The sequence below is a fragment of the Catenulispora pinisilvae genome, assembly GCF_015356865.1.
Taxonomy (GTDB): domain Bacteria; phylum Actinomycetota; class Actinomycetes; order Streptomycetales; family Catenulisporaceae; genus Catenulispora; species Catenulispora pinisilvae.
Genome location: NZ_JAAFZA010000024.1, coordinates 50539 through 72968, shown reverse-complemented (window position 1 = coordinate 72968; position 22430 = coordinate 50539). Strand labels below are relative to the sequence as shown.

At 69.8% G+C, this 22430-nt stretch carries 20 protein-coding genes; 9 read left to right on the top strand and 11 right to left on the bottom strand.

Annotated features, from left to right (window positions below; translation table 11 throughout):
• Positions 1-18: 18 nt before the first annotated feature.
• Positions 19-783 carry a LamB/YcsF family protein gene (locus tag IZR01_RS09570; protein WP_194892692.1) on the bottom strand — a complete coding sequence of 255 codons (765 nt, stop codon included), beginning with the start codon at positions 781-783 and terminating at the stop codon, positions 19-21.
• A 117-nt stretch (positions 784-900) separates the two neighbouring features.
• Here IZR01_RS09570 and IZR01_RS09565 point away from each other — a divergent pair, with 117 nt between their 5' ends.
• Positions 901-1710 (top strand): hypothetical protein, encoded by an 810-nt coding sequence (locus IZR01_RS09565; RefSeq protein ID WP_194892691.1) that lies wholly within the window; start codon positions 901-903, stop codon positions 1708-1710.
• Here IZR01_RS09565 and pheA read toward each other — a convergent pair.
• Both pheA and IZR01_RS09555 read right to left on the bottom strand, forming a co-directional pair.
• Positions 1697-2641 (bottom strand): prephenate dehydratase, encoded by a 945-nt coding sequence (gene pheA, locus IZR01_RS09560; protein WP_194923632.1) that lies wholly within the window; start codon positions 2639-2641, stop codon positions 1697-1699. The genes IZR01_RS09565 and pheA overlap by 14 nt on opposite strands.
• Before the next feature lie 16 nt (positions 2642-2657).
• Positions 2658-3818: an FAD-dependent monooxygenase gene (locus IZR01_RS09555; protein ID WP_194923631.1), complete on the bottom strand. Its 1161-nt coding sequence runs from the start codon at positions 3816-3818 to the stop codon at positions 2658-2660.
• A gap of 89 nt (positions 3819-3907) precedes the next feature.
• Between IZR01_RS09555 and IZR01_RS09550 the strand changes: the two genes are divergently transcribed.
• Positions 3908-4504 carry a TetR/AcrR family transcriptional regulator gene (locus tag IZR01_RS09550; protein ID WP_194923630.1) on the top strand — a complete coding sequence of 199 codons (597 nt, stop codon included), beginning with the start codon at positions 3908-3910 and terminating at the stop codon, positions 4502-4504.
• 109 nt (positions 4505-4613) lie between these two features.
• On the opposite strand, the gene IZR01_RS09545 is transcribed toward IZR01_RS09550, so the two are convergent.
• Positions 4614-5315 carry a response regulator gene (locus IZR01_RS09545; RefSeq protein WP_323746188.1) on the bottom strand — a complete coding sequence of 234 codons (702 nt, stop codon included), beginning with the start codon at positions 5313-5315 and terminating at the stop codon, positions 4614-4616.
• Positions 5316-5522: 207 nt separating this feature from the next.
• Between IZR01_RS09545 and pdhA the strand changes: the two genes are divergently transcribed.
• From pdhA to IZR01_RS09515, 6 genes are all read left to right on the top strand, one after another.
• Entirely contained in the window at positions 5523-6653 is a 1131-nt protein-coding gene (gene pdhA / locus IZR01_RS09540) for a pyruvate dehydrogenase (acetyl-transferring) E1 component subunit alpha (protein WP_194892687.1), read from the top strand.
• A 1-nt stretch (position 6654) separates the two neighbouring features.
• On the top strand, positions 6655-7650 hold the full coding sequence (locus IZR01_RS09535) for an alpha-ketoacid dehydrogenase subunit beta (RefSeq protein WP_194892686.1): 996 nt from the start codon (positions 6655-6657) through the stop codon (positions 7648-7650).
• Positions 7651-7666: 16 nt separating this feature from the next.
• Positions 7667-9157 (top strand): dihydrolipoamide acetyltransferase family protein, encoded by a 1491-nt coding sequence (locus tag IZR01_RS09530; RefSeq protein ID WP_194892685.1) that lies wholly within the window; start codon positions 7667-7669, stop codon positions 9155-9157.
• Between the two features lie 110 nt (positions 9158-9267).
• Positions 9268-10062 (top strand): carbon-nitrogen family hydrolase, encoded by a 795-nt coding sequence (locus IZR01_RS09525; protein WP_194923629.1) that lies wholly within the window; start codon positions 9268-9270, stop codon positions 10060-10062.
• A 74-nt stretch (positions 10063-10136) separates the two neighbouring features.
• Positions 10137-11831, top strand: coding sequence for a serine/threonine protein kinase (locus IZR01_RS09520; protein WP_194923628.1), 1695 nt, complete (start codon positions 10137-10139; stop codon positions 11829-11831).
• 54 nt (positions 11832-11885) lie between these two features.
• Positions 11886-12851 (top strand): SDR family oxidoreductase, encoded by a 966-nt coding sequence (locus tag IZR01_RS09515; RefSeq protein WP_228559097.1) that lies wholly within the window; start codon positions 11886-11888, stop codon positions 12849-12851.
• Positions 12852-12868: 17 nt separating this feature from the next.
• Here IZR01_RS09515 and IZR01_RS09510 read toward each other — a convergent pair whose 3' ends face one another.
• From IZR01_RS09510 to dnaK, 7 genes are all read right to left on the bottom strand, one after another.
• Positions 12869-13276: a DUF3037 domain-containing protein gene (locus tag IZR01_RS09510; protein WP_194892682.1), complete on the bottom strand. Its 408-nt coding sequence runs from the start codon at positions 13274-13276 to the stop codon at positions 12869-12871.
• The gene (locus IZR01_RS09505; protein WP_194892681.1) at positions 13273-14136 is read right to left on the bottom strand and encodes a HipA family kinase; all 864 of its coding nucleotides are present in this window, start codon (positions 14134-14136) and stop codon (positions 13273-13275) included. Before IZR01_RS09505 ends, IZR01_RS09510 begins: the two co-directional genes overlap by 4 nt.
• A gap of 42 nt (positions 14137-14178) precedes the next feature.
• A complete protein-coding gene (clpB, locus tag IZR01_RS09500) occupies positions 14179-16881 on the bottom strand; it encodes an ATP-dependent chaperone ClpB (RefSeq protein WP_323746185.1) in 2703 nt (900 codons plus the stop codon).
• 103 nt (positions 16882-16984) lie between these two features.
• The gene (locus IZR01_RS53085) at positions 16985-17458 is read right to left on the bottom strand and encodes a heat shock protein transcriptional repressor HspR (protein ID WP_194892680.1); all 474 of its coding nucleotides are present in this window, start codon (positions 17456-17458) and stop codon (positions 16985-16987) included.
• 7 nt (positions 17459-17465) lie between these two features.
• Positions 17466-18593 (bottom strand): molecular chaperone DnaJ, encoded by a 1128-nt coding sequence (gene dnaJ / locus IZR01_RS09490; RefSeq protein WP_194892679.1) that lies wholly within the window; start codon positions 18591-18593, stop codon positions 17466-17468.
• A 71-nt stretch (positions 18594-18664) separates the two neighbouring features.
• A complete protein-coding gene (gene grpE / locus IZR01_RS09485) occupies positions 18665-19342 on the bottom strand; it encodes a nucleotide exchange factor GrpE (protein WP_194892678.1) in 678 nt (225 codons plus the stop codon).
• A gap of 185 nt (positions 19343-19527) precedes the next feature.
• Complete coding sequence (gene dnaK / locus IZR01_RS09480; protein ID WP_194892677.1) at positions 19528-21405, bottom strand: molecular chaperone DnaK; 1878 nt, start codon at positions 21403-21405, stop codon at positions 19528-19530.
• Positions 21406-21703: 298 nt separating this feature from the next.
• Between dnaK and IZR01_RS09475 the strand changes: the two genes are divergently transcribed.
• Positions 21704-22381, top strand: a complete 678-nt coding sequence (locus IZR01_RS09475) for a hypothetical protein (protein WP_194892676.1) — start codon at positions 21704-21706, stop codon at positions 22379-22381.
• Positions 22382-22430: the final 49 nt, after the last annotated feature.

Genomic DNA, 22430 nt, shown 5'->3' with positions numbered 1-22430 from the left:
CCCCAGAAGGGTCCCCACTCACGCGAAAGCCCCGACCTCGACCCCCACCGACCGCAAGCCATCCCGCACCGCGGCCGCCATCGCCACGGCTGACGGCGAATCCCCGTGGACGCACAACGACTGCGCCGAAACCGCCAACAGCGTTCCGTCGATCGCGCGCACCGTCCCCGACACCGCCATCTCCACGGCCCGCCCCGCGACCTCCTCGGGCGACGTCAGTACCGCCCCCGCCGCCGTGCGCGGGACCAGGGTTCCCCGCGGGGTGTATGCGCGGTCCGCGAATGCCTCCTGGACGGTCGGCAGGCCCGCGGTGGTCGCGAGTTCCAGGAACACCGATCCGGGGAGGCCCAGGACAGGTACCGTTTCGTCGTATGCCGAGGCGAATGCCGCTACCGCGCGTACCACCGCCTCGGCTTGGACCGCGTCGTGCACGATACGGTTGTATAGAGCGCCGTGCGGCTTGACATAGCGGACGCGGTCACCCGCCGCCCGGGCGAAGGCGTCCAGGGCTCCGATCTGGAAGAGGACGTCGTCTGCCAGTTCGTGGGGGTCGTACTCTATGTCGCGGCGACCGAAGCCTGCCAGGTCGCGGTAGCCTACCTGGGCTCCGATCCGTACTCCGCGGCCTACCGCCGCCGAGCAGACCCGGCGCATGGTGGAGGGATCGCCGGCGTGGAAGCCGCAGGCGACGTTGGCGCTGGTGACCAGGTCCAGCAGGGCGTCGTCGTCCCCCAACCGCCAATGCCCGAAGCCTTCGCCCAGATCTGCGTTAAGGTCGATCATCCTGCGCACCACAGTACGCCCGAAGACGGAGTCGTCACCCCTTGTCGCTCCTGTAACCTCTCTGCCGCAGTGCCCTGAGTAAATCTGTGAGGACCAACCGTGGAGACTGCCCAGGCAATGAGTGAGCCGTTGTTCCAGAGTCTGGAAGACGCCGTCGTGGTGTCCGAGACGGCCCTGCTGGACACGCAGGTGGCCGTCGAGTCGCTGCGTGCCGAGCTGGACCAGTTCACCCGGCTGCACCAGATCCAACTGGGCCCCCTGTATGGCCGGCTGGACGAGCTGGACGCGCTCACCGCCGAGACCGAAGCCGCCATGACCGGCGACCCCGAGGCGATCCGCCGTGCGGTGGAGGCCCGGGCCCGCGTCGACGGCGAGGACCCGCTGTTGTTCGCCGCCGCGAACGCCGGGTTGCTCGAAGACGACGAGGAGGACGCCGCCCAGTCCGAGACGCCACCACGCCCCCGTGAGGAGGCAGCACCAGCTCCAGACCCGGACGTCCCGGTGCGTCCCAGCAAGACCGCGCAGCGCCTCTACCGGGAGCTGGCCCGCCGATCGCACCCGGACCTGGTCCAGGACCCGACGGAGATCGCCCGCCGGTCGGCCTTCATCACCCGGGTGAACGCCGCCTACGAAAAGGACGACCTCCCCGGGCTCCAGAAGCTGAGCGAGGAGTGGTCCCTGACCTCCTCGGGTCCCGGCGTGGACGCCCCGCAACGCGAGATGTGGCTGCGCAACCGCCTGATCTGGCTGCGCGCGAAGCAGGCAGAGCTGGCGCTGGAGCGCCAGACGCTGATGGAGAACCCCATGGCGGACGTTCTCGCGGCCTACCAGTACGACTCGCTGAACGCTCTGCGTTCGATCTCCGAACAGCTCTACACGGCGATCGCCGAGCGGGAGGCCCTGCTGAACGCGCTCATCGGCTCCTGAGACCGGCCAGCCATTCGGCGGCCTCGCGGAAGTCCTCGTCGGAGGTTCCCTTGCGGACCTCCACAGCACGTCCGTCGGCACGCGGGTAGCTGCCGAGGTAGCGAACCTCGGCGGCGACCCGCCGCAGACCGGTCAGGACCTCTCCGACCCGCGCGTCGTCGAGGTGTCCCTCGCAGTCGATGGAGAACCAGTACGTCCCCAGCTTCGACCGCGTGGGCCGCGACTCGATACGCATCAGGTCGACGCCCCGGACCGCGAACTCCTCAAGGATCTCCAGAAGCGCGCCGGGGTGGTTGTCCCGCAGCACCACCGCGAGCGACGTCTTGTCGGCGCCGGTGCGCGCCGGCGACGAGCCGGGCGGCACGACCATCACGAACCGGGTGATCGCCCCACTGACGTCGTGGATGTTCTGCGCGAGCACAGTGAGCCGGTAGAAGGGCGCCGCGAAGGCGCCCGCCAGGGCCGCGTCATGCACGCCTTCAGAGACCAGCCGCGCCGCGTCCGCATTGGACGACGCCGCGACCCATCGGGCGTCCGGCAGGTTCTCGGCCAGCCAACGGCGGCACTGAGGATAGGCGTGCGGATGGCTGGAGACCGTCTTGATGTCCGCGAGCGCTGTATCCGGGCGCCCCATTAGCGCGAACTCCACCGGGAGCAGGATCTCGCGCACGATGTGCAGCGGCGGTTCCTCAGTGGACAGGTCATCCAGGGTGGCCGGGACCGCGCCCTCCACCGAGTTCTCGAACGCGACGACCGCGCCCTGCACCTCGCCCCGCCGCACCGCGTCCAGCGTCGCCGGGACGGACTCGTAGGGAACCCGCTCCGCCTCCGCCGCCCCGGGAACACTGAGAAGCGCCGCCTCCGTAAACGTCCCCGCCGGGCCCAGGAAGCCGTAGCGAATCGGGACGGGAGGCGACGCTGTCTTGGTCATGCGGCCTAGCCTACGGTCACCGTGGCGGCTGCCACGCGACCACCGGGTCCATCGCTCGCAACGCCAGGTCCGGCACCAGACGCGCGGCCAGGCCCATCCCCAGGTTCCGCAACACCTCCTTGGGCCGCGACGTGCTCTGCGTCAGCGCACCCATCCGATGCGACCGGCGCACCATGTCCGCCCCGCGCGGGGCACGCAGTGCGGTGTACTGCGCGAGCCCGCTAGCGACCTCTACAGAGCCCTTAGCCGCCCCCACAAGCGCCGCCAACGTAACGCCATCCTCCATGGCCTGATTCGCCCCCTGACCCAAGTGCGGGGTCATAGCGTGCGCGGCGTCGCCGAGGATGGCGACCGCGCCGCGGTGATACGCAGGCAACGGTTCGGCCATCTCATAGATGTCGTTGTGCAGGATCGTCTCCGGAGCCGCAGCCTCGATGAGCTCGGGGATCGGGAAGTGCCAGTCGCCGAAACGGCGCAGCAACTCTGCTTTCTCATCCGGATACGTAATGCCGGCTTCCGCGTAGTCGGCCGCATAGGCGTAGGTACGTCCGTCGGCCAGCGGAGTGATCCCGAAGACCTTGCCGCCGCCCCACACCTCGCCGGGCAGGAAGTCCCCGGCGGGCGTCGGCACAAGCAGACGCCACGCTGTGATCCCGCTATAGACCGCGCCCTGGTGCTCAGGAAACAGTGCCCTGCGCAAGAATGAGTTCACCCCGTCGGCGGCGACGATCAAATCCGCTTCGATGACCGCGGAACCGGTCAGCAGACACGGTCGCCGAGTACCGTCTCCGGCCTCCACACCCTGAGCGGTGACGCCGAGCCGGAACGTCTCCGGCGGCAGCAGCCCCACCAGCACGTCCATGACCGAGGACCGGGTCGCGGGGATCACCGCGTCACCGAACCGGCGGATCATGGCCTTGCTCGCTGTGCGGGCGATCACCCGGCCGTCGGGCCGGGACACGGCGGCGTCGCCTTGAAAGGCGGCCAGCTTCCGCACCGCGTCGCCGACTCCCAGCGTGTCCAAAGCCCGCAACCCGTTCGGCGCAACAGCCAGCCCGGAGCCGACCGGCCGCAGCTGCGAGGCGCGCTCCACGACGACCACTTCCCACCCGCGCTGGTGGAGCCCAGCAGCGGCCGTGAGCCCGCCGAACCCCGCGCCCACCACAATCGCCTTCATGATCGCTCCCCACTACATCCGTAGTTTCAACTACAAACGTAGTTCTACGGCACTACAGCCGTAGTCGTCAACTGCTAGGGTCGGCTGCCATGACCTCCCGCTCGGATCTCATCGGAGACACCGCCATCGCCTTGCTCGCCGAGCGGGGCCTGCGCGGCCTCACCCACCGCGCCGTCGACGAGGCCGCCGGGCTGCCCCCCGGCTCCACCTCCAACCACGCCCGGACCCGCAGCGCGCTGCTGGAGACGACGTTCGCGCGGCTGTGCCGGCTGGAAGCCGAGGTCTTCGAGAACGCGGCGAATCCCGGCGGCGTCCTGGCGCTCCAGAACCTCACCCCGGAACTCGCCGCCGACCTGGTGGCCACCCAACTGCACGACACCCTGACACTCCGCCGGGAGCAGGCGCTGGCCCGCTTCGAACTCGCCCTGGAGGCCACGAGACGGCCGGAGCTGCGGGTCATCTACGACGCCGCCGGAGTCACCTTCCGCGAGCCCGCACGCGCCCTCGTGACGGCGCTGGGGGCCACGGACCCGGACCGCCACAGCCGTACGTTCATCGCGTGGTGCGAAGGGCTCTTATTCGACTCGGTGGCCGGTGCCGGCAGCCGCGCGGTCCCGACCAGGGAGGAGATCCGCGACGGCCTCCTGGAGCTCTTCCGTGGCATGCTCGCGAAGCCCACGCCATAGCGAGCCGACGCACCAAAACCCGGGCACTGAGAACCCGTGTAAGAGCCCGTGTAATAGGGGAGCCCGCGCAAAGGGGAACCGCCGCACAGCGCTTACTCAGCAGGAGTAGCTAGAGCGGGCGCCCAGGGAGATGCCGCACCGCGAACGCCGCGGCCTGAGTCCGCCGCTGCATGGCCAGCTTCGCCAGGATTCCGGTGACGTAGTTCTTCACCGTCTTCTCGGCCAGGTTCAGCCGCTCGCCGATCTGCCGGTTGGTAAGCCCTTCAGCGATCAGCTCCAGGATCCGCGTCTCCGACACCGTCAGGGACGCCAGTTTCGCCGCCGCACCCTCGCGGTCGACCTCCGCCGGAACGATCCCCACCCGCAGGCGTCTCAACAACTGTTCGGTGGCGGTCGGGTCCAACAACGAGCCCCCGCGCGCCACCGTCCGCACCGCGTCCACGAGCGCCGATCCCCGGATGTCCTTCAGGACGTACCCGGCAGCACCGGCCATGATGGCGCCGAACAACGCGTCGTCATCGGAGAACGAAGTCAGCATCAGGCAGCCCAGCCGCGGCATCCGCGACTTCAGCTCGCGGCAGGCCTCGATCCCCGAGCCGTCCGGCAGCCGCACGTCAAGCAGCGCGACATCCGGCCGCGCCGCCTCGGCCGTGGCCAGAGCCTGCGCCACACTGCCGGCTTGGCCGGCCACGTCGATGTCGGGCTCGGCGCTGAGCAGTTCGGCCACCCCGCGCCGCACCAACTCGTGGTCGTCCAGGAGGAAGACACGGATTGTGTCCGTAATATCCGACTTCCCCGCATCAGAGTGCACACCGACAACATAGCGATACTCGCGAGCTTTCGCGTGTTTGGTGTGGGGCATCGCCCAGGCATTGCGCACTGTAACGTGGCCTCTGCACGGCCGAGGGGGATCCACGTCACACCCCGACCGAAACCCGGCGGCCGGCGTCGAACCTCGCTGACCGCGGCGGCGATCCCGCCGTACGTCCGTCTGAGATACGTGTAGAGGAGACATGTAGTGGTGACCTCACGCAAGGGCGCGGGTGGCAAGACCGCTGCTGCGAAGAAGAAAGCCGGCGCCGCGGGGCCGGACCTCGTGCAGCTGTTGACTCCCGAAGGGGATCTGGTCGAACACCCCGATTACTCGATCGATCTGTCGCCCGAGGAGTACCGCGGCCTGTACCGGGACATGGTCCTGGTCCGCCGCATCGACGCCGAAGGCACGGCGCTACAGCGCCAGGGCGAGCTGGGCCTGTGGGCCCCGCTGCTGGGCCAGGAGGCAGCGCAGGTCGGTTCCGGCCGCGCGCAGACCGCCGAGGACTATGCCTTCCCCACCTACCGCGAACACGGCGTGGCGTGGTGCCGCGACGTGGACCCGGTGAACCTGCTCGGGATGTTCCGCGGCGTGAACAACGGCGGCTGGGACCCGAACGAGAAGAACTTCCACCTCTACACGATCGTGATCGGCTCGCAGACGCTGCACGCCACCGGCTACGCCATGGGCATGCAGCGCGACGGCCGCGAGGCGGCGGTGATCGCGTACTTCGGCGACGGCGCGTCCTCGCAGGGCGACGTCAACGAGGCGTTCGTCTTCGCCAGCGTGAACAACGCCCCGGTGGTCTTCTTCTGCCAGAACAACCAGTGGGCCATCTCCGAGCCCAACGAGCGCCAGTTCCGTGTCCCGCTCTACCAGCGCGCCGCCGGCTTCGGCTTCCCGGGCGTGCGGGTGGACGGCAACGACGTCCTGGCCTGCCTGGCCGTCACCCGGGCCGCCCTGGAGCACTCGCGCAGCGGCAACGGCCCGATTCTGGTCGAGGCCTTCACCTACCGCATGGGCGCGCACACGACCACCGACGACCCGACCCGCTACCGCAGCTCGGAGGAGTTGGAGGAGTGGAAGGCCAAGGACCCGATCATGCGGATGCGGGCCTTCCTGGAGAAGAACAAGTACGCCGACGAGGCCTACTTCAAGGACGTCGACACCGAGGCGGACACCGTCGCCGCCGACATCCGGGCCCGCTGCGTGGCGCTGCCGGACCCGAAGCCGATCTCGATCTTCGACCACGTCTACGCCGAGCCGCACCCCCTGATGGACGAGGAACGCGCAGAGTACGGGGCTTACTGGGAATCTTTCGAGGGTGCTCACTGACATGGCAGAGTCGACTTCCAAGACACAGCAGATCTCTCTCAGCAAGGGCCTGAACCTGGGCCTGCGTCGGGCCCTGGAGGACGACCCGAAGGTCCTGCTCATGGGCGAGGACATCGGCAAGCTCGGCGGAGTCTTCCGGGTCACCGACGGCCTGCAGAAGGACTTCGGCGAGGCCCGCGTCATGGACACCCCGCTGGCCGAGTCCGGCATCGTGGGCACCGCGGTGGGCCTGGCGCTGGCCGGCTACCGGCCGGTGGTGGAGATCCAGTTCGACGGCTTCGTCTTCCCGGCGTTCGACCAGATCGTCACCCAGGTCGCCAAGATGCGGGCCCGGGCGCTGGGCAAGGTCAGCATGCCGATCGTGATCCGCATCCCGTTCGGCGGCGGCATCGGCGCGGTCGAGCACCACTCGGAGTCCCCCGAGGCCTACTTCGCGATGACCGCGGGTCTGCGCGTGGTCGCGGCCTCGAACCCGGTCGAGGCCTACTGGATGATCCAGCAGTCCATCGCCTCCGACGACCCGGTGGTCTTCTTCGAGCCCAAGCGCCGCTACTGGGACAAGGCTGAGCTGGACCCGACGGCGACGCCCTACCCGCTCTACGCCTCCCGCGTGGTGCGCCAGGGAACCGACGCCACGGTGGTCGCCTACGGGCCGATGGTGAAGACCTGCCTGGAGGCCGCCAAGGCGGCCGAGGAGGAGGGCCGCTCGCTGGAGGTCATCGACCTGCGGACGCTGTCCCCGCTGGACCTGGAGCCGGTGTTCGCCTCGGTACGCAAGACCGGCCGCCTGATCACCGTGCACGAGGCCTCGGTCTTCATGGGGATGGGCGCGGAGATCGCCGCGAAGGTCACCGAGAAGTGCTTCTACTCTCTGGAGGCACCGGTCCTGCGCGTCGGCGCTCCGCACACCCCGTACCCGCCGTCGCGGGTCGAGGAGGAGTTCCTGCCGGACCTGGACCGGGTGCTGGACGCCGTCGACCGCGCGTTCGCGTTCTGAGGGATCGGGAGCACACATGGGTGAGATCAAGAGATTCAACCTCCCGGACGTCGGTGAGGGCCTGACCGAGGCCGAGATCCTGGCGTGGTCGGTGAAGGTCGGCGACATCGTCAAGGTCAACCAGATCCTGGTCGAGATCGAGACCGCCAAGGCCGCCGTCGAGCTGCCCTCGCCGTGGGCCGGCAAGATCGTCGAGCTGCTGGTGTCCGAGGGCCAGACGGTGGACGTCGGCACCCCGATCATCGGGATCGACATCGACCCGAGCACGCCGAGCACCGGCGGCGCCGCGGGCGGGGACGACATGACCGCCGGCGTCGCGGCGACCGCCGAGGCGAAGGCGGCCCCGGCCGCCGAGAAGGAGAAGCGCGAAGCGGTCCTGGTCGGCTACGGGGTGAAGCAGGCCGCTGCCGCCCGCCGGCCCCGCAAGACCGCGGCGGCGGCCCCTTCGGCCGCCGACGTCATGGGCGCCTCACTGCGCGAGGAGCCGGTCGTCGACGACGTCCCGGCCTCGGCGTACTACGGCCAGCCCGCGGGCCGGGAGACGGCCGCTCCGGCGGTCCGGGCCCCGGCCTCGGCCGGCTCGGTCACCCCGGCCGCGCCGTCCGCGCCGATCGGGGCGAAGCCGCTGGCCAAGCCGCCGGTCCGGAAGCTGGCCAAGGACCTCGGCGTCGATCTGGCGTCGGTGGTCCCCACCGGCGTCAACGGCACCGTGAGCCGGGAGGACGTCCACGCGGCGGCCTCCGGGGCGACGCAGACCGCGCCGAGCACGAGCGGGAGCACAGCGGCCCCGGCCGCCTCGTTCGTCAACGGCGAGCGCCGGGTCCCGATCAGGGGCGTGCGCAAGGCGACCGCCGCGGCGATGGTGCAGTCGAAGTTCACGGCTCCGCACGTCACCGAGTTCCTGACGGTGGACGTCACCCCGACCATGAAGTTCGTGCAGCGCCTGAAGGAGATGCCGGACTTCAAGGACGTCCGGGTGTCCCCGCTGCTGCTGGTCGCCAAGGCGTTCCTGGTCGCGATGGCCCGGAACCCGGAGATCAACGCGCGCTGGGACGAGGCGAACGGCGAGATCGTCTACTTCGACCACGTCTCGCTGGGCATCGCGGCGGCCACGCCGCGCGGACTCCTGGTGCCGAACATCAAGGGTGCGGACCTGCTGCCGCTGGTGGAGTTGGGCCGCGCGCTCAACACCCTCACCGCGGTGGCGCGCGAGGGCAAGACCTCGCTGGCCGACATGACCGGCGCCACGGCGACCATCACCAACGTCGGTGTGTTCGGCGTGGACACCGGCACCCCGATCCTGAACCCCGGCGAGGCGTCCATCCTGGCGTTCGGCGCGGTGCGGGAGCAGCCGTGGGTGCACAAGGGCAAGGTGAAGCCGCGCCAGGTGACGACCCTCGCGCTGTCCTTCGACCACCGCTTGGTCGACGGCGAGCTGGGGTCCAAGGTGCTGCGGGACATCGGTGCGGTGCTGGCCGACCCGCTGACCGCGTTGGCCTGGAGCTGATTCCCTAATAGGGATCCCCACAAGGATCCCTACCCGGGGATCTCTATAGCGGTACCGCGCAGAGGCGCACCGGTTCTCAGAACCGGTGCGCCTCTGGCACGATCGACGGTATGCGCGTATCGCTCATGCAGCTTGTCGTCGACGACGCGGAAGCGCCGCACGACCGCTGGAACCGGGTCGTCAAACTGGTCGAGGCCGAGCGGGAGACGGGAACCGACCTCATCGTCCTGCCCGAGCTCTGGGTGGCCGGCGGGTTCGACTACAAAAGCTGGAGCGATCACGCCGCCTCGATCGCCGACAGCGAGCCGATCGCGGCTCTGGAGAAGGTGCGGACCCACGAAGGCGCGGGTCCTGAGACGTGGCTGCACTTCGGTTCCTATGTAGAGCGCGCAGCTGACGGGACCCTCTACAACACCTCTGTCTTCCGCGGCCCCGGTGGAGTGCGGGCGGAGTACCGCAAGATCCACCGCTTCGGCTTCAGCGAGGGCGAGGCGACGCTGATGGGGGCCGGGGAAGAACTGGTCACCGTTCCCTCTCCCTGGGGAACGCTGGGACTCGCCACTTGTTACGACCTCCGCTTCCCCGAACTGTTCCGCGCGCTTCTGGACCGAGGAATGGAGCAGCTGGTCATCAGCTCGGCGTGGCCTGCGAAGCGGATCGAGCATTGGCGAGTGCTGCTCAAGGCCCGCGCTATTGAGGACCAGGTTTTCGTCTTCGCCACGAACTGCGTGGGCACCAACGGCGGCGTTCCCCTCGGCGGCCGCTCCGCGGTCATCGACCCCTGGGGGAATGTCGTGGCCGAAGCGGGTACTGGTGAAGAGGTCCTGCGGGTGGACGTGGATCCGGCACTGGTCGCTCAGACGCGTAGCGCGTTGCCAGTTCTCACCGACCGCCGTCTGCGCTGAGGGCCGGGGGGCACGATCCTGAGCTGCTGCCCCATAATGGCCCGGACGCCGTACAGGGGAGGCAGACGTTGAATATGAACGGCAATGTACCCAGGGGGGTTGCCCCGGCGACCGACCGGATCGGCCCATATCAGCTTGTCACCCAGCTCGGATCGGGTGCCATGGGCCGGGTGTTCCTCGGCATCGACGCCGACGGACGGCAGGCCGCCGTCAAGGTGGTCCGGTCCGATCTGGCCGACATCCCGTCGTTCCGCAAACGCTTCGCGCGGGAATTACAGGTCGCGGAGCGGGTGCACAGTCCGCGGGTCGCGGAGATCTTCACCGCGCAGACCGACGGCAAGCAGCCGTGGCTGGCGACCGAATACGTCCCCGGCCCGACCCTGCAGGACGCCGTGGACCAGGGCGGCGGCTTCGACAACCGACGGCTTCGCGCGCTCGCGGTCGCCGTGGCGCAAGCACTCCAGGTCATCCACGCCGTGGAGGTGGTCCACCGCGACCTCAAGCCGGCGAACATCCTGCTCGGCCCGGACGGACCCAAGGTCATCGACTTCGGTGTGGCGCGGGCCCTGGACGCCTCGCTGCTGACCAACACCGGCCAGACCCTCGGTACACCCGCGTACATGTCCCCCGAGCAAGCCGACGGCCGCTCGGTCGAGAGCCCGTCGGACGTCTTCGCGCTCGGCGCGTTGCTGGTCTTCGCCGCGACCGGCCGGCTCGCCTTCGGCGACGGCGCCCCGCTGGCGATCCTGCACCGGGTGGTCAACAACGAACCGGACCTCACCGGCGTCGCCGAGGACGACGAGGCGCTGCGCCGGGTCATCGAAGGCTGTCTGGCCAAGGAACCCGAGGACCGGCCATCGCCGGGGCACATCGTGGAGCTCTTCGGTGTCACCGAATGGCAGCCGCTCACCGGGGTGGCGTGGCAGCAGCCGGCGCTCGGCGTGGGACTGCCGCTCACTACCAGCGAGTCGTACGACCTGCCGACCGTGTCCCTCGCCCCGAGGCGGCGGACCGGCAAACGCGCTGCCGTGATCTCCGGCGCCACGGTCGCCGCGCTCGTCCTGGTCGCCGTCGCCATAGCCGAGAGCAGCGGCGGCGGAAAGGGGCCATCGGCGGACAGCGCACACACCGGTGGCACGACCGCCAGTTCTCAGCAGAACGGCGGTGCGTTCCCACCCACCGATGGCTCCTCCGGCAGCGGCTCCGGCGGGCAGACGACGAGCAGCGGTAGTCCTTCTCCGACACCGGGCGGGCAGGTCGCCCCGGTGAAACCCGGTGCGCCCGGCACGACACCGACTCAGGGCAACTCACAGCCGGTCACGATCATCGTCTCCGAATCGAACAACCAGAACGATCCGCCGACCTCGTCGGCATCCCACCCGACCTCGCATCCTTCGACGAAAAAGTCTTCCGCGCCGCCGGCGCAGCCGGCCCACAACCCCCCGGGCCCGATGCTCGCCGGGGAGATCACGGCCCTGATCCCGGACTGGTTCGGCGAGCCCACGATCAACATCTCGTGGAAGGCGCACTCCGACGCGACCAGCTACAAACTCCACTACACGGTCAGCCCTGGCGCCACCAGCGGGCTCAACCCACCCCCGCCGACCGACCAGACCGTCTCGGTCAACGGCACCAGCTACTCGTATCAATTCACGGCGGGCGGCGTGACCTGTCTCCAAGTCGCCACGGTCAACCAATACGGCGTGTCGGCCTACTATCCGAGCCCGATGACTTGCTTCAACGACTTCGGTCAGCAAACCAGCGGCTGACCGCCCGCGCCGCACCCCTACCGTCCAGTAAGTTACCGGCGGTAGGGTTCGGCCATGGGAACCTGGGGACCGCCTGGCATCAGCGGGAAAGTCGTGGTCATCACCGGTGCCGCACGCGGGATCGGCGCGGACGCGGCACGGCGCCTGGCCCGCGCCGGGGCGAAGGTCGCGCTGGTCGGCCTGGAGCCTGACGAACTCCGCAGGACCGCGCAGTCCTGTGGACCGGACGCGACAGCCTGGGACGCGGACGTCACCTCCTGGGACCAGCTCAACGCAGCCGTCGACGGCATCGTCGAGCACTACGGCGGCATCGACGTGGTGGTGGCCAACGCCGGCGTGGCGCCGACCGGCTTCATCCGGTCCATCGACCCGGCGGCCTTCGAGCGCACCATCGAGATCAACCTGCTCGGGGTCTGGCGGACGGTCCGCACCGCTCTCCCGCACATCATCAAGAGCAAGGGCTACGTCCTCGTGGTCTCCTCGGCCGCGGCCCTCATCCACCCGCCGGCGTTGGCCGCGTACACGGCTTCCAAGGCCGGCGCCGAAGCGTTCGGCGACAGCCTGCGCGCCGAAGTGAAGCACCTCGGCGTGGACGTCGGCGTGGCCTACTTCTCCTGGGTCAAGACGGACCTGGTGACCAGCGCGGACTCGCATCCGGTCCTCGGGAAGTTCCGCAAGGCCGCACCCGGCCCGGCATCCCGCGTGTACCCGGTGGAGAAGGTCGGCCAGGCGGTCGTCGCCGGCATCACCAAACGCAGCCGGGTCATCTGCGTGCCGTCCTGGCTCAACAACCTGCGCCGCTTCCACGGCATGCTGCCCGCGATCGTGGAGAAGGCGAACGCCCGGGCCACCGCACGCGCGGACCGCGAGATGATCGCGGACGTCGAGAAGCGGGGCGCCGAGGCGGCTTCGCGGCTGACCGGTCCCGGCGGCGCGGCGGCCCAGGCAGCCACGACCGTAGCCACAGCGTCGGAAACGCTAAAGGAATCGGCGACTACTACCTCTACAGAGAACGCATAGCTCTAGAGAACGCATAGCTACAGCGAAGGCATAGCAGCCGACTTCAGCCCGAGCACCGAGCCGGCCACCCGCTCCAGCGCCGCCGCGGGATCGGCCGTGAGCCCGGTGTGCACCGGGCCCGGCTGCACCACCGTGGAACGCGGCGCGATCAGCCACCGGAACCGCCGGCCCAGCGTGTCCTGTCCGGCGGGACCGGAGTCCGGTCCGCCGCAGCACACCTTGGAGACGGCGCCGAGCAGTGCCTCGATCCCCTCCACGTCCGCTGTGGGATCCAGCGCGCGCACGCGGGCAGCGTCCATCTGCGTGGTGCATCCGAGGAAGTCGAGCTGCTGGCAGTAGAGCACCACGCCGACGTTGACGTACTCCCCGCGCTCCACGCGGGGAACGGCGCGCAATACCGAGTACTCGTAAGGCTGAACGCTCATTTCACGCGCCCCTGCATCCAGTTCGGGTGCTTCGCCTTAAGGCGTGCCTTGAGATCAGAGCTGTCCAGAGTCCGCGCAGCTTCCTGTGCAGAACTATCCACAACCTGTGGAAACCACTCGCGCGGTCCCGCTACCCGGGTCGACAAGTAGCCCACGTACGCCTCGCGCACTTCTGCGGGAGAACCGAACCCGGGCTCGTCCGCCAGCCACTCATCCGGGACCATCGCCACGACCGACCGCAGCAACTCCTCGGTGACGAGCGGAGCCAGCGCGGCATCGGCAGCCGGCATGTCCTTCGCATAGGAGGCGAGCACATGGTCGCCCGCGTCAAAGGGGGCCAGGGCACCCTTCTGCGCGCCCGGCCAGTTGTGGTGGAAGATCAGCGAAGCGCCGTGGTCGATCAGATAGAGCTTGCGGTGCCACAGCAACAGGTTCGGGTTCCGCCACGACCGGTCGACGTTCCGCACCAACGCGTCGAACCACACGATGCGGCTGGCCAGTTCGGACTCCACGGGAAACGCTAAAGGGTCATACCCCAGCGAACCCGGCAGATAGTCCATACCGAGGTTCAGACCCTTGCTCCCTTTAAGGAGTTCCTGGATCTCCTGATCCGGCTCGGCGGCGCCGATCGCCGGATCCAGCTCGATCCCGACCAGAGCCGGCACCGGCAGGCCCAGGGCCCGGGCCAGTTCCCCGGCGACGACCTCGGCGACCAGGGCCTTGCGACCCTGGCCGGCCGAGCGGAACTTCACCACGTACGTCCCGAGGTCCGAGGCCTCGACCAGTCCGGGCAGCGAACCGCCCTCGCGGAGCGGGGTCACGTACCGGGTGGCGGTGACGGTCGGCAACACGGCAGGCATGGTCACCACGCTAGTCGCACCGCCGATGGTTGATCATCCGCATTACGACGACCGCGACGGCGGCTCGGTCTGCGCCGACGTCTGCGCCCCTGTCCGCACCGACGACTCGTCCTCGGCCGGCGCCTGCGGCGGAGACTGCGAGCTGATCACCAGCGCGTCGTCCTCGACGTCCACGTCCACCCGCACCATGTCCCCGTCCCGGATCTCCCCGGCCAGCAGCCGGCGGGCCAGCGGGTCGCCGATCGCGGACTGCACCAGGCGGCGCAGCGGCCGGGCCCCGAAGGCCGGCTCGTATCCGGCGATCGCCAGCCAGTCGGAGGCACCCGGGGTGACCTCCAGCGTCAGCCGCCGGTCGGCCAGGCGCGCGGCCAGCTTGCGGACCTGGATGTCGACGATCCTGCCGAGCTCGCTGGTGCCCAGCGGGTCGAAGATCACCTGCGCGTCCAGCCGGTTCAGGAACTCCGGCTTGAACGCCGCCCGCACCGCGCTGTCCACCCGCTGGCGCCGGTCCAGCCGGGCCTGCGCCGGGTCCAGGGCCTCGTCGATCGTCAGGTCGAAGCCGGAGGTCCCCAGGTTGGAGGTGAGGATCAGGATCGTGTTGCGGAAGTCCACGGTGCGGCCCTGGCCGTCGGTGAGCCGGCCGTCGTCCAGCACCTGCAGCAGCACGTCGAAGATCTCCGGGTGCGCCTTCTCGACCTCGTCGAGCAGCACCACCGAGTACGGCCGCCGGCGCACGGCCTCGGTCAGCTGGCCGCCCTCCTCGTAGCCGACGTAGCCGGGAGGGGCGCCGACCAGCCGGGCCACCGAGTGCTTCTCGGAGTACTCCGACATGTCGACGCGCACCATGGCGTGCTCGTCGTCGAACAGGAAGTCTGCCAACGCCTTGGCCAGCTCGGTCTTGCCGACACCGGTCGGGCCGAGGAACAGGAACGAGCCGGTCGGGCGGTCCGGGTCGGAGATGCCCGCGCGGGCCCGCCGCACCGCGTCGGAGACCGCGGCCACCGCCTCGGTCTGGCCGATCAGCCGCTTCCCGATCCGCTCCTCCATGTGCAGCAGCTTCTCGGTCTCGCCTTCCAGCAGCCGGCCGGCCGGGATGCCGGTCCAGGCGCCGACCACCTCGGCGATGTCGTCCGGGCCGACGTCCTCCTTGACCATCGGCGCGACGGCCTCGGCCTGATCGACCGTGGTGGACGCGGTCTCCAGTTCCGCCTCGACGGCCGGGATCTCGGCGTAGAGCAGCCGGGAGGCGGTCTCGAAGTCGCCGGACCGCTGCGCCAGCTCGACCTGCGACTTCATCGCGTCCAGCCGCTGCTTGAGCTCGCCGACCCGGTTCAGGCCGCCCTTCTCCTGCTCCCAGCGCGCGATCAGGGCGTTGAGGGTCTCCTGCCGGTCGGCCAGGTCCAGCCGCAGCCGGGCCAGCCGGTCGCGGGAGGCCGGATCGTGCTCCTTGGCCAGCGCCAGCTCTTCCATCTTCATGCGGTCCACGGTGCGCTGCAGCTCGTCGATCTCCACCGGACGGGAGTCGATCTCCATGCGCAGCCGGGAGGCGGCCTCGTCGATCAGGTCGATGGCCTTGTCCGGCAGGAAGCGGGAGGTGATGTAGCGGTGCGAGAGAGTCGCGGCGGCGACCAGCGCGGTGTCCGAGATGGCGACCTTGTGGTGCGCCTCGTAGCGGCCCTTGAGCCCGCGCAGGATCGCGATGGTGTCCTCGACCGTCGGCTCGTCGACCAGGACCTGCTGGAAGCGGCGCTCCAGCGCCGGGTCCTTCTCGATCCGCTCGCGGTACTCGTCCAGCGTGGTCGCGCCGACCATCCGCAGCTCGCCGCGGGCCAGCATGGGCTTGAGCATGTTGCCGGCGTCCATCGCCGAGTCGCCGGTGGCGCCGGCCCCGACCACCGTGTGCAGCTCGTCGATGAAGGTGATGACCTGGCCGTCGGAGTCCTTGATGTCGGCCAGGACCGCCTTCAGTCGCTCCTCGAACTCGCCGCGGTACTTCGCGCCGGCCACCATCGCGCCCAGGTCCAGGGACACCAGGCGCTTGTCGCGCAGGCTTTCGGGGACATCGCCGGCGATGATGCGCTGCGCCAGGCCCTCGACCACGGCGGTCTTGCCGACGCCGGGCTCGCCGATCAGCACCGGGTTGTTCTTGGTGCGGCGGGAGAGCACCTGCACCACCCGGCGGATCTCGGCGTCGCGGCCGATCACCGGGTCCAGCTTGCCGTCCCGCGCCGAGGCGGTCAGGTCGACGCCGTACTTCTCCAGCGCCTGGTAGGTGGCCTCCGGATCCTGCGTGGTCACCCGCGAGGAGCCGCGCACCTTGCTGAAGGCCTCGCGCAGCGCCTTCGGCGTGGCCCCGGCCTTCTTGAGCAGCTCGGCGGTGGGGTCGTCGCCCAGCGCCAGGCCGACCAGCAGGTGCTCGGTCGAGACGTACTCGTCGTCGAGCTTGCGGGCCTCGTCGCCGGCGGCGTTCAGAGCGTTGAGGGTGTTGCGGGCCAGGGTCGGCGCGGAGACGGTCGACCCGCTGGCCGACGGCAGCCGCTCAGCGGCGGCCGCGACCGCCTGGCTGAGCGCGGCGCGGTCCACCCCGACGGCCTCCAACAGCGGCCGGGTGGTGCCCTCGACCTGACCGAGCAGGGCCAGCAGCACCTGGACGGTCTCGACCTGAGGGTTGCCCGCGCGGGTGGCCTCGCGGATCGCGACGCTCAGGGCCTCCTGGCTCTTGGTCGTCAGCTTCTGCGAATCCACAGTGAGTCCTCCACGCCTTTAAAGCAGATCAATACAGATCAGCCCCCCGAAATTCAGTTATCAGCGCGTTGCGTGGCGCCGGACGTTCAGTGGCGCGCAGCGCTCACTTGCCCTGCGGCTTCCACACCGCCAGCGCCGTGGTGAACGTCGCCGGCAGCGCGGGCAGCAGGTCGCCGCGGTACCCGGGCGGGGCCGGGGGCAGCGGTGCGGTCGGCTGCGGCGGCACGGCCGGCATCGCGATCGGAACCGCGCTCTGGGTCGGGTAGAGGGTCACGGCCTCGAGTTCGGCGATCCGCCGGGACAGGGCCGCGACCTGCTCCTCGAGTTCGCGGATCCGCTTGATCCCGGCCAGGTTCACGCCCTCGTCCTGGGACAGCCGCTGCACTTCGCGCAGCGTGTCGACGTCCCGGGCCGAGTAGCGGCGGCCGCCGCCTCCGGTGCGCTCCGGGCAGACGATGCCCAGCCGGTCGTACTGGCGCAGGGTCTGCGGGTGCATCCCGGCCAGCTGGGCCGCGACGGAGATGACGTAGACCGGCGTCTCCTCGGTCAAGGGCAGGAACGGGTTCTTCGAAGCCATCAGTCCCTCACTCTCCCTTAGCCGCGTCCAGCAACTCCGCCCGCGGGTGGTGGTTGCCGGTCGCCTCCTGGTACTTCTGCAACGCCGCCCGGGCGTCGTCGCCGATCTCGGCCGGGACCGCGATCTCGAAGCGGACCAGCAGATCGCCCTTGGTGCCGTCCTTGCGGGCCACACCCCGGCCGCGGACCCGCAGTACCCGGCCGTTCTGCGAGTTGGCCGGCAGCTTCACCGTCACCGGCATGCCGCCCAGGGTCGGGACCTGGATGTCCGCGCCCAGCACCGCCTCGGGGTAGGTGACGGGCACGGTCACGGTCAGGTTGTCGTCCTCGCGTCCGAAGACCGCGTGCGGGCTCACATGGACCACCACATAGAGGTCGCCGGCCGGGCCGCCGCGCTCGCCGGAGGCACCCTTGCCCTTGAGCCGGATGCGCTGGCCGTCGCGGACGCCCGCCGGGATACGGGCCTGGATCGTCCGGGAACTGGCGGCCCGGCCGGAGCCGTGGCACACCGGGCAGGGGTCGTCGACCAGCAGGCCGCGGCCCTTGCAGTCCCGGCAGGGTTCGGAGAAGGCGAAGCCGCCCTGGTTCCGGCTCACCTGGCCGGTGCCCGAACAGGTCGGGCACACCCGCGGGGTGGTCCCGGCCTTGGCCCCGGTGCCCGAACAGGCCGAGCAGGGGGTGTCCGAGGTCAACCGGAGCGAGACCGTGGCGCCGTCGATGGAGTCGCTGAACTTCAGCGTCACCTCCGACTCCACGTCCGAGCCGCGCCGGGCCTGGGTGGTGCGCCCGGTGGTGCTGGTGCCGCCCGTGGTCGGCCCGCCGGTGCGGTTGAACAGCCCGCCGAGCAGGTCTCCGAGGTCGAAGTTGAACCCGCCGGCGCCGGCGCCGCCCGGCGGCCGGAAGCCGCCGTTGCCGAAGACCGAGCGCGAGTCGTCGTACTCCTTGCGCCGCTTGTCATCGGACAAGACGTCGTAGGCCTCGGAGATCTCCTTGAACTTCTCCTCAGACGCCGCGTCGCCCTTGTTGGCGTCCGGATGATACTGGCGCGCCAGTTTCCGGTAGGCCTTCTTGATGTCGGCGACCGGTGCGTCCTTGGGGACTCCGAGGATCTTGTAGTAGTCCTTGTTGACGGCCACCTAAACCCACGCCTCCCGTCCGGGTTGTGCCATGTCGTTCACGTGTCGTCTACGCCGGCGGCCGCGGGGGCTCACAGCCCCGAATCGTCGTCGTCGTCGACTTCCACAGCGGGTTTGGCCTCTGCCTTCTTCCCCGCCGCGCCCTTGGCGGCCGGGGTGGGGACATCAGCAGCGGCCGGCTTGGGCTTGGCGGCCGGCTCGGGCGCCGGTTCGGCCTCCGGGGCCGGTCCGGGCTCGGCGACCTGCACCTGGGCCGCGCGGACCACGCGCTCGCCGATCCGGTAGCCGGGACGGAACAGCACCGCCACGGTCACCTCGTCCACGTCCGGGGACGTGGTGCTCAGCAGCGCCTCGTGCAGGTTTGGGTCGAAGACCTCGCCGGCCGCGCCGAACCGGGCCAGGCCCAGCTTGGCCACCACGGCCTCGAACGCCTCGCCGACCTGCCGGAAGCCGCCTTCCAACTCGCCGTGCTCGCGGGCCCGGCCGATGTCGTCCAGCACCGGCAGCAGCTCGGACAGCGCCCCGGCCACCGCGGTCTCCTTGACCACCTGGCGGTCGCGCTCCACGCGCTTCTTGTAGTTGCTGAACTCGGCCTGCAGCCGCTGCAGGTCGTTGGTGCGTTCGGCCAACTCCGTCTGCACGCCCTGCAGCTCATTGGTCCGCTCGGCGAGTTTGGCCAGCAACTCGGTCACCGCGAGGTTGGCGCGCTCACCCTCGCCTTCCCGCTCGGCCGCGTACTCGTCGCTCACGAATGGTCCTCCTGAACCCGCCGCTTCCCCATGGTCCGGGAAGGCTTCAGTGTCGCTGGGGGTGGCGCCGTACGGGGCGGTCCATCATCCGCTGATGGTCCTGCCCCGCACAGCGCCGTCTAGCCGTCGTACTTCTTTATCTGTCAGCTTCGCCGATCAGCGGGAATCTGAGGTGCCGGCCTGACTCAGGCCTGGCCGCCCTTGCCCTCGTCGACGATCTCGGCATCCACCACGTCGTCCTCGGCGGCGCCGCCGCCGGGAGCGCCGGTCGGCTCCTCGCCGGGAGCGCCGGCGCCCTCGCCGGAGGCCTGGGCCTGCTGGTACAGCGCGGCGCCGAGCTTCTGGCTGGTGGTCGCCAGCTTCTCCGAAGCCGAGCGGATGTTCGCCGACTCCTCGCTCTTGAGGGCTTCCTTGGTCTCACCGATCGCGGCCTCGACCTCGGACTTCACGTCGGCCGGGACCTTGTCCTCGTTGTCCTTGAGGAACTTCTCGGTCGAGTAGACCAGCGACTCGGCCTGGTTGCGGACCTCGGCGTCCTCGCGGCGCTTGTGGTCATCGTCGGCGTACTGCTCGGCCTCGCGCATCATCCGGTCGATCTCGTCCTTCGGCAGCGCCGAGCCGCCGGTGATGACCATCGACTGCACCTTGCCGGTGCCCAGGTCCTTGGCCGAGACGTTGACGATGCCGTTGGCGTCGATGTCGAAGGTGACCTCGATCTGCGGCAGCCCGCGCGGCGCCGGCGGCAGGCCGGTCAGCTCGAACATGCCCAGCCGCTTGTTGTAGGCCGCGATCTCGCGCTCGCCCTGGTAGACCTGGATCTGCACCGAGGGCTGGTTGTCCTCGGCGGTGGTGAAGGTCTCCGAGCGCTTGGTCGGGATCGTGGTGTTCTTCTCGATCAGCTTGGTCATGATGCCGCCCTTGGTCTCGATACCCAGGGACAGCGGGGTGACGTCGAGCAGCAGGACGTCCTTGACCTCGCCCTTGAGCACACCGGCCTGCAGCGCGGCGCCGACCGCCACCACCTCGTCCGGGTTGACGCCCTTGTTCGGCTCCTTGCCGCCGGTCAGCTCGCGGACCAGGTCGGCCACGGCCGGCATCCGGGTGGAACCGCCGACCAGCACCACGTGCTCGATCGCGCTCAGCGGGACGCCGGCGTCCTTGATCACCTGGTGGAACGGGGTCTTGCAGCGGTCCAGCAGGTCCGAGGTGAGCTGCTGGAACTGCGAGCGGGTCAGCTTCTCGTCCAGGTGCAGCGGGCCCTCGGCGCTGGCGGTGATGTAGGGCAGGTTGATCGAGGTCTCGGTGGAGCTGGACAGCTCGATCTTGGCCTTCTCACCGGCCTCGCGCAGCCGCTGCATGGCCATCTTGTCCTTGGACAGGTCCACGCCGTGCGCGTTCTTGAACTGGGTCACCAGCCACTCGACGACCTTGTTGTCCCAGTCGTCGCCACCGAGGTGGTTGTCGCCGTTGGTGGCCTTCACCTCGATGGTGGAGAAGCCGTCGTCGTCCTTGCCGACTTCCAGCAGCGAGACGTCGAAGGTGCCGCCGCCGAGGTCGAAGACCAGGATGGTCTGGTCGCCCTCGCCCTTGTCCAGGCCGTAGGCCAGGGCCGCGGCGGTGGGCTCGTTGACGATGCGCAGGACGTTCAGGCCCGCGATCTCGCCGGCCTCCTTGGTGGCCTGCCGCTCGGAGTCGGAGAAGTAGGCCGGGACGGTGATGACCGCGTCGGTGACCTTCTCGGACAGGTAGGACTCGGCGTCGCGCTTCAGCTTCTGCAGGATGAACGCCGAGATCTGCTGCGGGGTGAACGACTTGTCGTCGACCGCGATCTTCCAGTCGGTGCCCATGTGGCGCTTGACCGACCGGATGGTGCGCTCCACGTTGGTGACGGCCTGGCGCTTGGCGACCTCGCCGACCAACACCTCGCCGTTCTTGGCGAAGGCCACCACGGACGGGGTCGTCCGGGAGCCCTCGGCGTTGGTGATGACGGTGGGCTCGCCACCTTCCAGGACGCAGACGACGGAGTTCGTCGTCCCGAGGTCGATGCCGACCGGACGTGCCATGGGGAATCCTCCGCGAAAGACGTTTCGTTGCTGACGCGTGCCCATGGAGTGGGGAAGGCCCGCGGCAGGTTGAGTCGAGTTCGCTCAATAATGCACGGTGCGGCGACCCGAAGTCAAAAGGTTGCGCGGATGGCGCTCAACTTTGATGCGTTAGTCGCGGATGACCTGCGCGGATGCCTAACAGAAGGCGCAACGCGCGACACCGCCCGGACGGCCGTCCAGACCCGCCGTCGACATGCACAGTACCGATCGACGGCTTAGCGTCGGCCCGAGGGGGGCAGTGGAAGGAGCCTGAAACATGCGGAACGTCCTCGGCGGCCTCCTGGTGCTGATCGGCGCGGCGGCCACTCTCGTCAGCCCCTGGCAGGCCTGGTACAACAACCGGCACGGCAGCACCTACAAGTTCTACGAGGTCTTCGGGTCCGGGATCTCCCTGTCCGGGTCCGGGGTCATGGACTCGGTCTTCCTGGTCTTCCTGGTCATGGCGGTGCTGGCGGTGGCCGGCGTGCTGCTGCGCTCGCGGGCGCTGGCGGGCTTCGCCGGCGTGGTCGCGTTCGGCTTCACCATCCTGTGGATGATCCGGCAGGGCCAGGCGGCCGGCGAGCTGACCATCACCGGCACGAACAGCCGGGGCCTGGGCACCGGCCTGGGCTACGCGTTCGGCGGCGGGCTCCTGATGATCATCGGGTCGCTGCTGATGGCCGGCCGGCCGCGGCGGGCCCCGAAGGCCGAGCGGGCCCAGGCCACGGCGGCCGATCAGGGGACCCCCGCCACGGCCAAGGCGCCGGCGATCACCACGACCGCGCCGGTGGACAGGAACCCGCCGCCGGCCGCCCCGGCTCCGGCCGCTTCCTCGACCGCGGGATCCACGGCGGCGTCGGCCGAGCGCACCGGCACCGAACGGCTCAGCAAGGAGGAGCGCCAGCTGCTCGGCCTGGACGAGGACGCCTCGGCCAAGCCCAAGTCGCAGAACTGAGCGCCGCGGCGGCGGGCGCGCCGGAGCGATGTTTCCCGTGAAACACCGG

Coding starts and splice junctions, on each gene's coding strand:
- IZR01_RS09515 (WP_228559097.1), top strand. CDS start 11,886: ATGGGAACCTGGGGACCGCCTGGCATCAGCGGGAAAGTCGTGGTCATC.
- IZR01_RS09535 (WP_194892686.1), top strand. CDS start 6,655: ATGGCAGAGTCGACTTCCAAGACACAGCAGATCTCTCTCAGCAAGGGC.
- IZR01_RS09565 (WP_194892691.1), top strand. CDS start 901: ATGAGTGAGCCGTTGTTCCAGAGTCTGGAAGACGCCGTCGTGGTGTCC.
- IZR01_RS09550 (WP_194923630.1), top strand. CDS start 3,908: ATGACCTCCCGCTCGGATCTCATCGGAGACACCGCCATCGCCTTGCTC.
- IZR01_RS09530 (WP_194892685.1), top strand. CDS start 7,667: ATGGGTGAGATCAAGAGATTCAACCTCCCGGACGTCGGTGAGGGCCTG.
- IZR01_RS09475 (WP_194892676.1), top strand. CDS start 21,704: ATGCGGAACGTCCTCGGCGGCCTCCTGGTGCTGATCGGCGCGGCGGCC.
- IZR01_RS09570 (WP_194892692.1), bottom strand. CDS start 783: ATGATCGACCTTAACGCAGATCTGGGCGAAGGCTTCGGGCATTGGCGG.
- dnaK (WP_194892677.1), bottom strand. CDS start 21,405: ATGGCACGTCCGGTCGGCATCGACCTCGGGACGACGAACTCCGTCGTC.
- IZR01_RS09505 (WP_194892681.1), bottom strand. CDS start 14,136: ATGCCTGCCGTGTTGCCGACCGTCACCGCCACCCGGTACGTGACCCCG.
- IZR01_RS53085 (WP_194892680.1), bottom strand. CDS start 17,458: ATGGCTTCGAAGAACCCGTTCCTGCCCTTGACCGAGGAGACGCCGGTC.
- IZR01_RS09510 (WP_194892682.1), bottom strand. CDS start 13,276: ATGAGCGTTCAGCCTTACGAGTACTCGGTATTGCGCGCCGTTCCCCGC.
- IZR01_RS09525 (WP_194923629.1), top strand. CDS start 9,268: ATGCGCGTATCGCTCATGCAGCTTGTCGTCGACGACGCGGAAGCGCCG.
- IZR01_RS09520 (WP_194923628.1), top strand. CDS start 10,137: ATGAACGGCAATGTACCCAGGGGGGTTGCCCCGGCGACCGACCGGATC.
- pheA (WP_194923632.1), bottom strand. CDS start 2,641: ATGACCAAGACAGCGTCGCCTCCCGTCCCGATTCGCTACGGCTTCCTG.
- IZR01_RS09555 (WP_194923631.1), bottom strand. CDS start 3,818: ATGAAGGCGATTGTGGTGGGCGCGGGGTTCGGCGGGCTCACGGCCGCT.